Raw genomic sequence first — 12994 nt, 5'->3', positions numbered from 1 at the left:
TGTCCTCGGCGGCCGCCTGTGCGGGGGCACGGGGTGGTGTCGTCACAGGTGCCGCACCCCCTCGGGGATCTCGTAGAACGTCGGGTGCCGGTAGGGCTTGTCGGCGGCCGGTTCGAAGAACGGGTCCTTCTCGTCCGGCGAGGACGCGGTGACCGCGGCCGACGGCACGACCCAGATCGAGACGCCCTCACCGCGGCGGGTGTACAGATCGCGGGCGTTGCGCAGGGCGAGCTCCGCGTCCGGGGCGTGCAGGCTGCCGGCGTGGGTGTGGGAGAGCCCCCGGCGAGAGCGCACGAAGACCTCCCACAGGGGCCAGTCGGTGTCGGTCATGTGCGGGTCGCTCCTGTCTCGCCGTTCGCGTGCTTGGCCGCGTGGGCCGCTGCCGCCTCCCTGACCCAGGCGCCCTCCTCATGGGCGTGCCTGCGCCGGGTCAGCCGCTCCTCGTTGCACGGGCCGTTGCCCTTGAGGACGTCCCAGAACTCGGTCCAGTCGATCGGGCCGAAGTCGTGGTGTCCCCGCTCCTCGTTCCACCGCAGGTCCGGATCGGGGAGGGTGAGGCCGAGCGACTCGGCCTGGGGGACGCAGATGTCGACGAAGCGCTGGCGCAGCTCGTCGTTGGAGTGCCGCTTGATCTTCCAGGCCATCGACTGCGCGGAGTGCTGAGACTCGTCGTCGGGCGGGCCGAACATCATCAGGGACGGCCACCACCAGCGGTCCACCGCGTCCTGGGCCATCGCGTGCTGCTCGGGGGTGCCGCGGCTCAGGGCCAGCAGCAGCTCGTAGCCCTGGCGCTGGTGGAAGGACTCCTCCTTGCAGATGCGCACCATGGCGCGCGCGTACGGGCCGTACGAGCAGCGGCACAGGGGCACCTGGTTGGTGATCGCGGCGCCGTCCACCAGCCAGCCGATCGCACCGACGTCGGCCCAGGTCAGCGTGGGGTAGTTGAAGATCGAGGAGTATTTCTGGCGGCCGGAGTGCAGCTTGTCCAGCAGTTCCTCGCGGCCGGTGCCGAGGGTCTCGGCGGCGCTGTAGAGGTACAGGCCGTGTCCGGCCTCGTCCTGCACCTTGGCCATCAGGATCGCCTTGCGGCGCAGCGACGGCGCGCGGGTGATCCAGTTGGCCTCCGGCTGCATGCCGATGATCTCGGAGTGCGCGTGCTGGGCGATCTGCCGGACGAGCGTGGCGCGGTAGGCGTCGGGCATCCAGTCGCGTGGTTCGATCCTCTCGTCGGCGGCGACGGCCGCGGCGAAGGCACGCTCGTGTCCCGCGCTGTCGACGAGCGGATCACCGGTGCTGTCGCCGGCGCCGTCCGGTGCGTCGTGCGTACGGCCGCCGACCGTGCCGCGAGCGGCTGCTGTCGCCATGAGCTCCCCCTCGACCTGGGTTCTTCTCGACCTGGGTTCTTCCCGGAACACGCTCCCGACCGATCGTTCGGTTCGTGCGATTCCATGGTGAGACGGCCGCCGCAAGGTGTCAACAGCTGTGGAGAACCTGCGGGACGGCCGCCGGATCCTGTGGACAACCGTGTGAGGCCCTTCATGTGGCCACGACCACGGAACGTGCCGACCTCCGGGAGTGTGCCCCGGCGACCGGTGCTGAGTACCGTTCCCGTGCGACGCGGTGAAGCCGCGAAGCGGTGTGCGGGCGGTACGCCGCCGCCGGCCGGACGGCGGCGGCGACGGACCGGGACACGGACCGGGAATGTGGGAACGGGGCGGGATGAACGTGTACGGCGAGGGTTCGCACGTCCGGCAACGGCGGGCCGGGTCGGAAGGGTCGGCCGGGCCGGAGGAGCCGGGTGGCCCTGCCCCACGCCCCGACCCGTCCGGTCCCGACCCGTCGCCTGAGCCGCCCACCGGCGTGGCCGCCCTTTCCCCGCGTCATCAGATCGCCGCCACGGTGACCCTCGGGGTCGTCGCGGTCGTGGTCTGCGTGCACCTCGGCATGACGTTCCTGCACGTCGCGCCCGCGAACACGGTCTCCAAGGAGCACGGCACGGCGGTCGAGGACTGGATCTACCCGGAGTTCGAGCAGAACTGGAAGCTGTTCGCGCCCAATCCGCTGCAGCAGAACGTTTCCGTCCAGGTCCGCGCCGAGGTTCTGACGGCGGACGGGGGAGTGCGGACCACCGGCTGGTACGACCTGTCCGCCCAGGACGGCCGGGCCATCGACGGCAACCCCCTGCCCAGTCACACCCAGCAGAACGAGCTGCGCCGCGCCTGGGACTTCTTCGTCGCCACGCACGACGACGACCGTCCGGTGGGGATGCGGGGCGCGCTGGCCGAGTCGTATCTGCGCCGGATCATGGTGATGCGGCTCGAACGGTCGGACGCGGCCGGGCCGGGCGGCGTCGTCGACCGGATCCAGGTTCGCTCCCGCACCGCCAACGTGCCACCGCCCCGGTGGAGCGAGGAGCAGGTCTCCACGAAGCCGGTCTACCGCACCCTGCCCTGGTGGCCGGTGCCGGAGGACGAGGCCCGGGGAGGCATCGGGTGAACCGCTTCTCCCTCATGCTCTCCGGCGCCGTCGCGCGGGTCGCCGACGCCGCCCTCGGTCCTCACCAGACCGCCGTGATCCGGATCGGCTTCAGCGCGACCTGGCTGCTGTTCCTGCTCCGGGAGTTCCCCCACCGCCAGGAGTTGTATGGTCCCGACGGCCCGTGGGACTGGGATCTCGCCGATCAGCTGGTCGGGTCCAACGGTGCCTTCACCGCGCTGCTGTGGTCGGACGGCCAGGGCTGGTTCGAGGCCGGCTACGCGCTCGCGGTGGTGTGGAGCGCGCTGCTGCTGCTGGGCTGGCGCACCCGCACCATGTCGGTGCTGTTCATGGTGGGCGTGCTGTCGCTGCAGAACCGCAGTGTCTTCATGGGCGACGGCGGCGACAACGTCCTGCACCTGATGTCGATCTACCTCGTGTTCACACGTTGCGGCCAGGTGTGGTCGCTGGACGCGCGGCGGGCCCGGCGCGCGGATCGGGCACGCGCGCGTGGGGAGCGGCCGCGGGACCGGGTGGGTCCCGCGCTGTGGGGTGCGCTGGGCTTCCTGCTGCTCGTGGCGACCCTGACCGGCCGGATGGACGGCGACTGGTTCATACCGGCGCTGTTGTGGGCCGTCTGGGGGGTGCAGGCGCTGTGGTGGCTGGTGGGGCGCCGCACGAGGACCCCGCAGCCGCGCATCCTGCTGGACGTCGTCGCCAACCTCGTGCACAACGGGGCCCTGCTGGTGATCATGGCCGAGGCCTGTCTGATCTACGCCACGGCCGGCTGGTACAAGATCCAGGGCTCCCGCTGGCAGGACGGCACCGCGGTCCACTATCCGCTCCACCTGGAGTACTTCTCCCCCTGGCCGGCCCTCGGCGGCCTGCTGACCGCCAGCGGCACCCTGGTGATGCTGGTGACGTACGGGACGGTCGCCGTGCAGGTCGCCTTCCCGTTCACCCTGTTCAACCGGCGGGTCAAGAACGTCCTCCTGGTGCTCATGATCACTGAGCACGCCGTGATCGCCGTCGTCCTGGGACTGCCCTTCTTCTCCCTGGCGATGATCGCGGCCGACGCCGTCTTCCTGCCGACGACCTTCCTGCGGCGCCTGGGCAACGGCTCCACGCGCGCGTACGAGTGGTTGCGGGCCCGGGACGGCGGCCCCGTACGCGCGCGGGCGGTACGCCTGTCCCGGGGCCCCGGTCCGCCGACCCGGGAACGCCGGTGGGCGGGTGGCCGGCCGTCCCCGCGCCGGGAAAAGCCCCCGGCCCCCGCACGTAGGCTGCACGTCATGGCCGCCCCCGACCCCACCCCCGCCCCCGGCACCCCCGACCCCGACGGGGACACCGGTCCCGTGATCCGCTGGCACCGGCGGAGCGGTGCCGCCGTCCTGCTCGACGGCTTCCACGCCCTCAAGCACGCCGTGCGCTTCGGGGCGGAGGTCGAGGTGGCGGTCACCGCGGACCGGGCCGCCGCGCTCGCCCTCGCGGAGGAGCTGGCCCCGGACGTCCGGGACGCGCTGGCGGCGCTGCTGGCCGAGGTGCCGTACGAGACGTACGCCTCGCTCGTTCCGCGCCCGCATCCCACCGCCGTCGCCGCCCTCGCCGTACGGCCCTCCCGCGCGGGCAACCTCGAGAGGCTGGCGCACATCCCACGCACCGCCCCCGTGGTGGTCCTGGACCTCCCGCGCAACCTGGGCAACGCGGGAGCCGTGATCCGGCTGGCCGCCGGTTTCGGGGCGACCGGTGTCGTCACCACCGGCACCCTCGACCCCTGGCACCCCACGGTCGTGCGGGGTGGGGCCGGGCTGCACTTCGCGACCGCCGTGGAGCGGCTGTCCGTCGACGAGCTGCCCGCCGGCCCGGTGTTCGCGCTCGACCCGGAGGGTGACGACATCCGCGCGCTGAAACTGCCGGACGACGCGCTGCTCGCCTTCGGTTCGGAGCGCAGCGGGCTCTCGGCGGAACTGCGCGCGCGTGCCGACCGCCTGGTGGCGCTGCCGATGCGCCCCCAGGTCTCCAGCTACAACCTCGCGACCAGTGTGGCCATGACGCTCTACCACTGGAGCGCCACCGGTGGCGCACCCGCTTAGCGGTGTCCGCGCACCTGCGTCCGCCTCACCGGCCCGTCACGCCTCCCGGCGCACCTCGACCACCCGGAAGCGGTTGGCCACGAACGCGGCGTCGGTGAGGGCCGCGTTGGCCGCCGGGTTGCCGCCGGAGCCGTGGAAGTCGGAGAACGCGGCCGTCTGGTTGACGTACACCCCGCCGGTGAGGTTGAGGGAGAGCTGGGCCGCCTCCTCCAGGCACACCTCCCGCACGGCCTCCTCGACCTCGGGGGAGGTCGTGTACGCGCCGACGGTCATCGCGCCCTTCTCACGGACGGTGCGCCGCAGGAGCTCCGCCGCGTCCGAGGCGGAGTCGACTGCGACGGCGAAGGAGACGGGTCCGAAGCACTCGCTCATGTAGGCGGCCTCGGCGTCCGGCTTCGAGCCGTCCAGCTTCACGATCACCGGGGTGCGGACCACCGCGTCCGGGAACTCCGGATGGGTGATCTCCCGGGAGGCGAGGGCGACCTCGCCGAGACCGGCGGCGGCCTCCAGGCGGGCCTTGACGCCGGGGTTGACGAGCGCGCCGAGCAGCGCGCTGGCGCGCGCGTCGTCGCCGAGCAGGCCGTCGACCGCCTTCGCCAGATCGGCGACGACCTCGTCGAAGGACTTGGGGCCCTCGTCGGTGGTGATGCCGTCGCGCGGGATCAGCAGGTTCTGCGGGGTGGTGCACATCTGGCCGCTGTAGAGCGAGAGGGAGAACGCCAGGTTGGCGAGCATGCCCCTGTAGTCGCCGGCCGACTCCACGATCACCGTGTTGACGCCGGCCTTCTCGGTGTAGACCTGTGCCTGGCGGGCGTTGGCCTCCAGCCAGTCGCCGAACTCCGTCGAGCCGGTGTAGTCGATGATCCGGATCTCCGGGCGCGTGGCGAGCGTCTTGGCGATGCCCTCGCCGATGGGGGTCTCCCCTGCTCGAGCGGAGCCGAGAGCCTGGGGACGTTCGGCGGCCAGGGCCACCAGGTTCGGGTCGAAGCCGGCCTCGGTCAGCACCTGGCGCGCGACCTGCACGGTGAGCGCGAGGGGCAGCACCGCGCGCGGGTGCGGCTTGACCAGGACCGCGTTGCCGGTGGCGAGGGAGGCGAACAGGCCGGGATAGCCGTTCCACGTCGGGAAGGTGTTGCAGCCGACGACCAGGCCGATGCCGCGCGGGACCGGGGTGAACCGCTTGGTCAGCGTCAGCGGGTCGCGCTTGCCCTGCGGCTTGGTCCACTCCGCGGTGTCGGGGGTGCGCACCTGCTCGGCGTAGGCGTACGCCACCGCCTCCATGCCGCGGTCCTGCGCGTGCGGGCCGCCGGCTTGGAACGCCATCATGAACGCCTGGCCGGAGGTGTGCATGACCGCGTGGGCGAACTCGAGCGTCCGGTCGCTGATCCGCTTGAGGATTTCGAGGCAGACCACCGCGCGGACCTCGGCGCCCGCGTCCCGCCAGGCCCGCATCCCGGCCCGCATGGCGGGCAGCAGCACGTCGAGGTCCGCGTGCGGGTAGCTCACGCCCAGCTCGACGCCGTACGGGGAGGTCTCGCCGCCCACCCAGTCGTCCGTGCCGGGCTGGCCGAGGTCGAGGCGGGTGCCGAGCAGGGCGTCGAAGGCGGCCTTGCCCGCCGCCAGGTTCAGGCTGCCGTGCTCCCCGTAGGCCTTGGGGTGCTCGGGGTGCGGGGACCAGTACGCGCGCGTGCGGATCGCTTCCAGTGCCTGGTCCAGGGTGGGCCGGTGCTGGGCGATCAGCTGCTGCGCGGTGAGTTCGGCGGCCATCGGGGACCAACTCCTCGTCGAGTTCGTGGGCCGGGCCCAAGCGTGGGCGGGGGATGTCGGAACGCGGGCGGTCAGGGTTAGAGTAACCGAACGATCGGTCGGGACAAGAGGGTCCGCCGCATCTGTGGACCGGCTCGTGCGGGAGGATCGCGCACATGACAGCACTCGACCTCAGCAGCCCCGTGGCCGTCGTCGGCACCGGCACCATGGGCCAGGGCATCGCCCAGGTCGCACTGGTCGCGGGTCATCCCGTACGGCTGTACGACGCCGTCCCCGGCCGGGCCCGGGAAGCGGCCGACGGGATCGTGGCCCGGCTCGACCGGCTCGTGGCGAAGGACCGGCTCACCGCTGCCGACCGGGACGCGGCCCGCGCCCGCCTGCGGCCCGTCGACGACCTCGCGGGACTCGCGGACTGTGCCCTGGTCGTCGAGGCCGTCGTGGAGCGTCTCGACGTCAAGCAGGAGCTGTTCCGTGCGCTGGAGGACGTCGTCGGCGACGACTGCCTGCTCGCCACCAACACCTCGTCCCTGTCGGTCACCGCCATCGGCGGCGCCCTGGGAGTCCCCGGGCGCTTCGTGGGCCTGCACTTCTTCAACCCGGCCCCGCTGCTGCCGCTCGTCGAGGTCGTCTCCGGCTTCGCCACCGAGGTCGCGCACGCCACGCGCGCGTACGAGACCGCCCGCGCCTGGGGCAAGACGCCGGTCGCCTGCGCCGACACCCCCGGCTTCCTCGTCAACCGGATCGCCCGGCCCTTCTACGCCGAGGCCTTCACGGTGTACGAGTCCCAGGGCGCCGACCCGGCCACGATCGACGCGGTGCTGCGCGAGTCCGGCGGCTTCCGCATGGGCGCCTTCGAACTGACCGACCTCATCGGGCAGGACGTCAACGAGTCCGTCACCCACTCGGTGTGGCAGTCCTTCTTCCAGGACGTGCGCTTCACGCCCTCCCTGGCCCAGCGCCGGCTGGTCGAGTCCGGCCGTCTCGGCCGCAAGAGCGGCCGGGGCTGGTACGACTACCGCGACGGCGCCGAGCGGCCCGAGCCGCACACCGCGGAGCAGGCACCGCCGCCCGCGTACGTGGTCGCCGAGGGAGATCTGGGCCCGGCCGCGGACCTGCTCGCGCTGATCCGCGAGGCGGGCGTCCAGGTGCGCGAGGAGGGCGAGGACAACGGCACCCGCCTGGTGCTGCCCGGCGGTGGTCAGCTGGTCCTCGCGGACGGTCAGACGTCGGTGGAGTTCAGCGACGTCGTCTATTTCGACCTCGCCCTCGACTACCGCGAGGCCGGCCGGATCGCCCTGTCCCACTCCCAGGACACCTCCCCGCGGACCGTCGCCGAGGCCACCGGCCTGTTCCAGGCGCTCGGCAAGAAGGTCAGCGTCATCGGCGACGTCCCCGGCATGATCGTCGCGCGCACGGTGGCGCGCCTCATCGACCTGGCGCACGAGGCCGTCGCCAAGGGCGTGGCCACCGAGGAGGACATCGACACCGCGATGCGCCTGGGCGTCAACTATCCGCTGGGACCGCTGGAGTGGAGTCGGCGGCTCGGTGGCACCTGGGCCTGCTCCGTGCTGGACAACCTGCACGAGTGCGACCCGTCCGGCCGCTACGCGCCGTCACTCGCGCTGTACCGCCACGCCTACACCTCGGACAAGCGGGAGAGCACCCCATGACCACCGCCAGGCGCGACACGTACACCCCGGAGACCCTGCTGTCCGTCGCCGTGCAGGTGTTCAACGAGCGCGGCTACGACGGCACCTCGATGGAGCACCTCTCCAAGGCGGCGGGCATCTCCAAGTCGTCGATATACCACCACGTGGCGGGCAAGGAGGAGCTGCTGCGGCGGGCGGTGAGCCGGGCGCTGGACGGGCTCTTCGGCATCCTCGACGAGGAGCACGCGCGCGTGGGGCGTGCCGCCGAGCGGCTGGAGTACGTCGTACGGCGCATGGTCGAGGTCCTGATCGCGGAGCTGCCGTACGTGACGCTGCTGCTGCGGGTGCGCGGCAACACGGACACCGAGCGGTGGGCCCTGGAGCGGCGGCGCGAGTTCGACCACCGGGTGGCGGTACTGCTGAAGGCCGCGGCGGCGGAGGGGGACGTGCGCGGCGACATAGAGGTGCGCCTGGTGACCCGGCTGGTCTTCGGGATGATCAACTCGCTCGTCGAGTGGTACCGGCCCGACGGACGCGGCACCAGCGAGCGCGAAGTGGCCGACGCGGTGGTTCAGCTGGCCTTCTCCGGACTGCGCAGGGCGGCCTGACCGGGCCGGCGCCGTCCGGGTCCCGCCTTCAGCCCTGCGGTTCCAGGTCCTCCTCCTCGAACACCAGCAGTGTGCGCGTGCTGAGGACCTCGGGGATCGCCTGGAGCCGGGTCAGTACCAGCTCGCGCAACGTCCGGTTGTCCGGCGTGTGCACCAGGAGCAGCACGTCGAAGTCGCCGCCCACCAGGGCGATGTGTGAGGCGCCGGGGAGCTGTCTGAGCTGCTCGCGGACCGTGCGCCAGGTGTTCTGGACGATCTTCAGGGTGATGTACGCGGAAGTGCCGTGGCCGGCGCGTTCGTGGTCGACGCGGGCCCCGAAGCCGCGGATGACGCCGTCCTCCACGAGCCGGTTGATCCGGGCGTAGGCGTTCGCTCGTGAGACGTGGACCCGCTCGGCGACCGACCGGACCGAGGCGCGGCCGTCCGCCTGGAGCATGCGCAGGATGTCCTGGTCGATGGCGTCGAGGGGACGCGCGGGCGGCAACGGCCCGCTGCCCCCGGTCCTTCGGCCATTTGTTCAGACGACACGCGCCCCTGCCTCTCCGCCATGGACGTACTGCGCCCATCTCAAGTTGTGGGGAACCGTTTGTCCACAGCCTGGTGCCACCCGTAGCCAAAATGTGCCGGCGACCGAACAATCGGTTGGTGAGGCGCGTCACAGACGCCGCGCCTCCTAGGCCCTGTCGTCGGACTCCCGTCTGCCTCGCGACGACCGGACCTAGCCGCTCCCACGAGGAGGTGCCGTCATGACGGTCATGGAGCAGCGGGGCGCGTATCGGCCGACCCCGCCGCCCGCCTGGCAGCCCCGTACCGACCCCGCGCCGCTGCTGCCCGACGCGCAGCCGTACCGGGTGTTCGGCACCGAGGAGGCCGACAAGGCCGACCCGGAGCTGCTGCGTCGGCTGTACGCGGAACTGGTGAGGGGCCGCCGCTACAACGCGCAGGCCACCGCCCTCACCAAGCAGGGCCGGCTCGCGGTCTACCCCTCCAGCACCGGCCAGGAGGCCTGCGAGGTCGCCGCCGCGCTGGTCCTGCAGGAGCAGGACTGGCTCTTCCCGAGCTACCGCGACACCCTCGCCGTCGTCGCACGCGGAGTGGACCCCGTGCAGGCGCTCACCCTGCTGCGCGGTGACTGGCACACCGGTTACGACCCCTACGAGCACCGGGTCGCGCCGCTGAGCACTCCGCTCGCCACCCAACTGCCCCACGCCGTCGGACTCGCGCACGCCGCCCGCCTCAAGGGCGACGACGTGGTCGCGCTGGCCATGGTCGGCGACGGCGGCACCAGCGAGGGCGACTTCCACGAGGCGCTGAACTTCGCCGCCGTGTGGCGGGCCCCGGTCGTCTTTCTCGTCCAGAACAACGGCTTCGCGATCTCCGTTCCGCTCGCCAAGCAGACCGCGGCCCCGTCGCTGGCCCACAAGGCCGTCGGCTACGGCATGCCCGGCCGGCTGGTCGACGGCAACGACGCCGCCGCCGTCCACGAGGTCCTGGCCGACGCCGTACGCCACGCGCGTGCGGGCGGCGGCCCGACCCTGGTCGAGGCGATCACCTACCGCGTGGAGGCCCACACCAACGCCGACGACGCGACCCGCTACCGCGGCGACGCCGAGGTGGAGGCATGGAAGGAGCACGACCCCGTCACGCTCCTGGAGCAGGAGCTGACCCGGCGCGGCCTCCTCGACGACGACCGCGTCGCCGCCATCCGCCAGGAAGCCGAAACCATGGCCGCCGACCTGCGGGAACGGATGAACCAGGACCCCACGCTCGACCCCATGGACCTGTTCGCCCACGTCTACGCCGAGCCCACCCCCCAGCTGCTGGAGCAGCGGGAGCAACTGCGGGCCGAGCTGGCGGCCGAGGCCGGGGCCGGGCCGGAAGGGACGCAGCGATGACCACCGTCGCCGCCAAGCCGGCCACCATGGCGCAGGCACTCACACGCGCGCTGCGCGACGCCATGGCCGCGGACCCGTCCGTGCACGTCATGGGCGAGGACGTCGGCACCCTCGGCGGTGTCTTCCGCATCACCGACGGACTCGCCGAGGAGTTCGGCGAGGACCGCTGCACGGACACCCCGCTGGCCGAGGCGGGCATCCTCGGCACAGCCGTCGGCATGGCGATGTACGGCCTGCGGCCGGTCGTGGAGATGCAGTTCGACGCGTTCGCCTACCCGGCGTTCGAGCAACTGGTGTCGCACGTCGCCAGAATGCGCAACCGCACGCGCGGCAGGATGCCCCTGCCGCTCACCATCCGTATCCCCTACGGCGGTGGCATCGGCGGCGTCGAGCACCACAGCGACTCCTCCGAGGCGTACTACATGGCGACTCCGGGGCTCCATGTCGTCACGCCCGCGACCGTTCCGGACGCCTACGGGCTGCTGCGCGCCGCCATCGCCTCCGACGACCCGGTCGTCCTGCTCGAGCCCAAGCGGCTGTACTGGTCGAAGGACTCCTGGAACCCGGAGCGGCCGGCATCCGTTGAACCCTTGGGCCGTGCGGTGGTGCGGCGCTCCGGCCGGAGCGCCACGCTCCTCACGTACGGACCGTCCGTTCCCGTCTGCCTGGAGGCGGCCGAGGCGGCCCGGGCCGAGGGCTGGGACCTCGAAGTCGTCGATCTGCGCTCCCTGGTGCCGTTCGACGACGAGACGGTGTGCGCCTCGGTGCGGCGGACGGGACGCGCGGTCGTCGTCCATGAGTCGGGCGGCTTCGGCGGTCCCGGCGGGGAGATCGCGGCCCGGGTCACGGAGCGCTGCTTCCACCATCTGGAGGCACCGGTGCTGCGTGTGGCCGGCTTCGACCTCCCGTATCCGCCGCCGATGCTGGAGCGCCACCACCTGCCCGGCGTGGACCGGATCCTGGACGCCGTGGGGCGTCTGCAGTGGGAGGCCGAAAGCTGATGGCACAGGTGCTGGAGTTCAAGCTCCCCGACCTCGGTGAGGGGCTCACCGGGGCGGAGATCGTGCGCTGGCTGGTCGAGGTGGGCGATGTCGTCACCGTCGACCAGCCGGTCGTCGAGGTCGAGACGGCCAAGGCGATGGTGGACGTGCCCTGCCCGTACGGGGGTGTGGTCACCGCCCGCTTCGGCGAGGAGGGCACCGAACTGCCGGTGGGGGCCCCGCTGCTCACGGTGGCCGTGGGCGGACCGGACGCCGACCGGCCGCCGGGCGAGGACCGCCCGGCCGCCGCCCCGAGCGAGGGCTCCGGTACGGACACCGGTGGCGAGCGCGCGGATGGCGCGGGTTCCGGAACGGGCGGCTCCCGTGGTGACGGCTCCCCTGCCTCCCGTTCCGAGGCCTCCGGCAACGTCCTGGTGGGTTACGGCACCTCGGAGGCACCGGCCCGGCGCCGCAGGGTGCGGCCGGGGCGGCCGGTGTCGGCCACGCCCGTCACGCCCACGATGCGCACCGCGTCCGCCGGGAACGGTCGGTCCGCCGCTGCCGGGCAGGCCGCCGCCGGGGCGATGGACGGTCCGGTCCCCGTGATCTCACCGCTGGTGCGCAGACTGGCCCGGCAGAACGGCCTGGACCTGCGGGAGATGACGGGTTCCGGACCCGAGGGGCTGATCCTGCGGGCGGACGTGGAGTACGCGCTCCGGGCCGCCGGCGCGCAGCAGGCCCGCAAGGACCGGACGGCCGCCACCGAGTCGCACGCGCGTGTGGCGCAGGCACCCACGCCGACCGCCGGTACCGCGGTCCCGGATGTTGTCCGCGTCCCCCTCAAGGGCATCCGCGGTGCCGTGGCCGACAAGCTCTCCCGCAGCCGCACCGAGATACCGGACGCGACCTGCTGGGTGGACGCCGACGCGACCGAGCTGATGCGGGCACGGGCCGCGATGAATGCCTCGGGCGGTCCGAAGATCTCCGTGCTCGCTCTGCTGGCCCGGATCTGCACCGCCGCGCTGGCCCGCTTCCCCGAGCTCAACTCCTCCGTGGACATGGCGGCCAGGGAGGTCGTCCAGTACGCGGCCGTGCACATCGGCTTCGCCGCGCAGACCGAGCGGGGGCTCGTCGTCCCCGTCGTCCGGGACGCGCATACGCGGGACGCGGAGTCGCTCACGGCGGAGTTCGCCCGGCTGACCGAGGCGGCCCGGTCCGGGACGCTGACGCCCGCGGAACTCACGGGCGGCACCTTCACGTTGAACAATTACGGCGTCTTCGGCGTCGACGGCTCCACCCCGATCATCAACCACCCCGAGGCCGCCATGCTCGGCGTCGGCCGCATCGTCCCCAAGCCCTGGGTGTACGAGGGCGAGTTGGCGGTGCGACAGGTCGTGCAGCTCTCGCTCACTTTCGACCACCGGGTCTGCGACGGTGGTACGGCGGGCGGCTTCCTGCGTTACGTGGCGGACTGCGTGGAGCAACCGGCGGTACTGCTGCGAACGCTGTGAGGTCCGGTTCTCCCTG

10 protein-coding genes and 2 pseudogenes are annotated in these 12994 nt (G+C 72.5%); 8 read left to right on the top strand and 4 right to left on the bottom strand.

Features of this window, described 5'->3' with window-relative positions; translation table 11 throughout:
* Nucleotides 1-42: 42 nt before the first annotated feature.
* Complete coding sequence (paaB, locus tag WJ438_RS19980; protein WP_406726466.1) at nucleotides 43-330, bottom strand: 1,2-phenylacetyl-CoA epoxidase subunit PaaB; 288 nt, start codon at nucleotides 328-330, stop codon at nucleotides 43-45.
* Nucleotides 327-1364, bottom strand: coding sequence for a 1,2-phenylacetyl-CoA epoxidase subunit PaaA (gene paaA / locus WJ438_RS19975; protein WP_406726465.1), 1038 nt, complete (start codon nucleotides 1362-1364; stop codon nucleotides 327-329). The genes paaB and paaA overlap by 4 nt, the downstream gene beginning before the upstream one ends.
* A gap of 355 nt (nucleotides 1365-1719) precedes the next feature.
* Between paaA and WJ438_RS19970 the strand changes: the two genes are divergently transcribed.
* The 3 genes and pseudogenes from WJ438_RS19970 to WJ438_RS19960 all read left to right on the top strand — a co-directional run bounded on the left by WJ438_RS19970 (nucleotide 1720) and on the right by WJ438_RS19960 (nucleotide 4568).
* Nucleotides 1720-2496 (top strand): DUF5819 family protein, encoded by a 777-nt coding sequence (locus WJ438_RS19970; RefSeq protein ID WP_406726464.1) that lies wholly within the window; start codon nucleotides 1720-1722, stop codon nucleotides 2494-2496.
* A pseudogene (locus WJ438_RS19965) lies at nucleotides 2493-3650 on the top strand (HTTM domain-containing protein); the annotation flags it as partial. The gene WJ438_RS19970 and the pseudogene WJ438_RS19965, both read left to right, overlap by 4 nt.
* Before the next feature lie 117 nt (nucleotides 3651-3767).
* Nucleotides 3768-4568, top strand: coding sequence for a TrmH family RNA methyltransferase (locus WJ438_RS19960; protein ID WP_406729745.1), 801 nt, complete (start codon nucleotides 3768-3770; stop codon nucleotides 4566-4568).
* A 36-nt stretch (nucleotides 4569-4604) separates the two neighbouring features.
* Here WJ438_RS19960 and paaN read toward each other — a convergent pair whose 3' ends face one another.
* The gene (paaN, locus tag WJ438_RS19955) at nucleotides 4605-6335 is read right to left on the bottom strand and encodes a phenylacetic acid degradation protein PaaN (protein ID WP_406726463.1); all 1731 of its coding nucleotides are present in this window, start codon (nucleotides 6333-6335) and stop codon (nucleotides 4605-4607) included.
* A 155-nt stretch (nucleotides 6336-6490) separates the two neighbouring features.
* On the opposite strand from paaN, the gene WJ438_RS19950 reads away from it, so the two are divergent.
* Together WJ438_RS19950 and WJ438_RS19945 are read left to right on the top strand one after the other, a co-directional pair.
* Entirely contained in the window at nucleotides 6491-8005 is a 1515-nt protein-coding gene (locus WJ438_RS19950) for a 3-hydroxyacyl-CoA dehydrogenase (protein ID WP_406726462.1), read from the top strand.
* Nucleotides 8002-8592, top strand: coding sequence for a TetR/AcrR family transcriptional regulator (locus WJ438_RS19945; protein ID WP_406726461.1), 591 nt, complete (start codon nucleotides 8002-8004; stop codon nucleotides 8590-8592). Before WJ438_RS19950 ends, WJ438_RS19945 begins: the two co-directional genes overlap by 4 nt.
* 28 nt (nucleotides 8593-8620) lie before the next feature.
* Here WJ438_RS19945 and WJ438_RS19940 read toward each other — a convergent pair.
* Nucleotides 8621-9105 (bottom strand): annotated as a pseudogene (locus WJ438_RS19940) (Lrp/AsnC family transcriptional regulator).
* A 233-nt stretch (nucleotides 9106-9338) separates the two neighbouring features.
* Here WJ438_RS19940 and pdhA point away from each other — a divergent pair.
* The 3 genes from pdhA to WJ438_RS19925 are packed head-to-tail and all read left to right on the top strand — an operon-like array spanning nucleotide 9339 to nucleotide 12978.
* Nucleotides 9339-10487, top strand: a complete 1149-nt coding sequence (gene pdhA, locus WJ438_RS19935; RefSeq protein ID WP_406726460.1) for a pyruvate dehydrogenase (acetyl-transferring) E1 component subunit alpha — start codon at nucleotides 9339-9341, stop codon at nucleotides 10485-10487.
* Nucleotides 10484-11488 (top strand): alpha-ketoacid dehydrogenase subunit beta, encoded by a 1005-nt coding sequence (locus tag WJ438_RS19930; RefSeq protein WP_406726459.1) that lies wholly within the window; start codon nucleotides 10484-10486, stop codon nucleotides 11486-11488. The genes pdhA and WJ438_RS19930 overlap by 4 nt, the downstream gene beginning before the upstream one ends.
* Nucleotides 11488-12978 carry a dihydrolipoamide acetyltransferase family protein gene (locus tag WJ438_RS19925; protein ID WP_406726458.1) on the top strand — a complete coding sequence of 497 codons (1491 nt, stop codon included), beginning with the start codon at nucleotides 11488-11490 and terminating at the stop codon, nucleotides 12976-12978. Before WJ438_RS19930 ends, WJ438_RS19925 begins: the two co-directional genes overlap by 1 nt.
* The last annotated feature ends 16 nt before the right edge of the window (nucleotides 12979-12994 follow it).

Origin of the sequence: Streptomyces sp. GD-15H (assembly GCF_045291515.1) — a bacterium.
In the GTDB taxonomy this organism is placed as follows: domain Bacteria; phylum Actinomycetota; class Actinomycetes; order Streptomycetales; family Streptomycetaceae; genus Streptomyces.
The sequence above is the reverse complement of the archived record's forward strand: the minus strand, read 5'-3'. Positions and strand labels throughout refer to the sequence as shown.

Bases quoted from the DNA above. Each gene is read 5' to 3' on its own strand.
- paaB (WP_406726466.1), bottom strand. From the start codon at position 330: ATGACCGACACCGACTGGCCCCTGTGGGAGGTCTTCGTGCGCTCTCGC.
- paaA (WP_406726465.1), bottom strand. From the start codon at position 1,364: ATGGCGACAGCAGCCGCTCGCGGCACGGTCGGCGGCCGTACGCACGAC.
- WJ438_RS19970 (WP_406726464.1), top strand. From the start codon at position 1,720: ATGAACGTGTACGGCGAGGGTTCGCACGTCCGGCAACGGCGGGCCGGG.
- WJ438_RS19960 (WP_406729745.1), top strand. From the start codon at position 3,768: ATGGCCGCCCCCGACCCCACCCCCGCCCCCGGCACCCCCGACCCCGAC.
- paaN (WP_406726463.1), bottom strand. From the start codon at position 6,335: ATGGCCGCCGAACTCACCGCGCAGCAGCTGATCGCCCAGCACCGGCCC.
- WJ438_RS19950 (WP_406726462.1), top strand. From the start codon at position 6,491: ATGACAGCACTCGACCTCAGCAGCCCCGTGGCCGTCGTCGGCACCGGC.
- WJ438_RS19945 (WP_406726461.1), top strand. From the start codon at position 8,002: ATGACCACCGCCAGGCGCGACACGTACACCCCGGAGACCCTGCTGTCC.
- pdhA (WP_406726460.1), top strand. From the start codon at position 9,339: ATGACGGTCATGGAGCAGCGGGGCGCGTATCGGCCGACCCCGCCGCCC.
- WJ438_RS19930 (WP_406726459.1), top strand. From the start codon at position 10,484: ATGACCACCGTCGCCGCCAAGCCGGCCACCATGGCGCAGGCACTCACA.
- WJ438_RS19925 (WP_406726458.1), top strand. From the start codon at position 11,488: ATGGCACAGGTGCTGGAGTTCAAGCTCCCCGACCTCGGTGAGGGGCTC.